Raw genomic sequence first — 524 nt, forward strand, 5'->3', positions numbered from 1 at the left:
GATCGAAGCCAACCTGTCATGCTGATAGTCGTCCTCAGTGTTTTCAACCACGGTATCTACCGTAGGCAAAATGAGAAAAATCGCATTTAATGCTGCTTTATCTTCGCTAGAGTAAGCGAACTCACACTCCGGAGTTAACCAAACAAAACGCGTTTTATGATCGCCGTACAGAGTGCAGAGCTTACCTTGTAGCGCCTCGATTGGCTGAGGCATAGTCAACGCGGTGATGGCGCCTAACTGTTGCGCCGCTAAATAAAACAGTACTGTTTCAACTTGGTTCTTCCCTACCAGAGTCACCACGTCATCGCGCGTAACACCTTGCTGCAAGAGCGATTGCGCGTATTGAGTAACACGAAGCGAGAGCTGTTGCCAATTCAATGTTTCTTGAGGTGTTGCGAGTGCAATAGAAAAAGGGCTCGTTTGAGCCCAATACTTCCAAGGTGGAATCGCACTATGTTCTGTAGAGAATGGCTCTATGCTGAATGCCACACTAACTCCTGCTCAGACAAAGGAAGCACAGGAAG

The 524-nt window shown here is 47.7% G+C and carries 1 protein-coding gene; it reads right to left on the reverse strand.

Translation table 11 applies throughout. From position 1 onward, the window contains the following. The coding region (locus R7Z47_RS26770) for an AMP-binding protein (protein ID WP_318131015.1) at positions 1 to 489 on the reverse strand (489 nt) is incomplete at its 3' end. Between the last annotated feature and the right edge of the window lie 35 nt (positions 490 to 524).

The sequence above is a fragment of the Vibrio sp. 1641 genome (assembly GCF_033339995.1).
In the GTDB taxonomy this organism is placed as follows: Bacteria; Pseudomonadota; Gammaproteobacteria; order Enterobacterales; family Vibrionaceae; genus Vibrio; species Vibrio alginolyticus.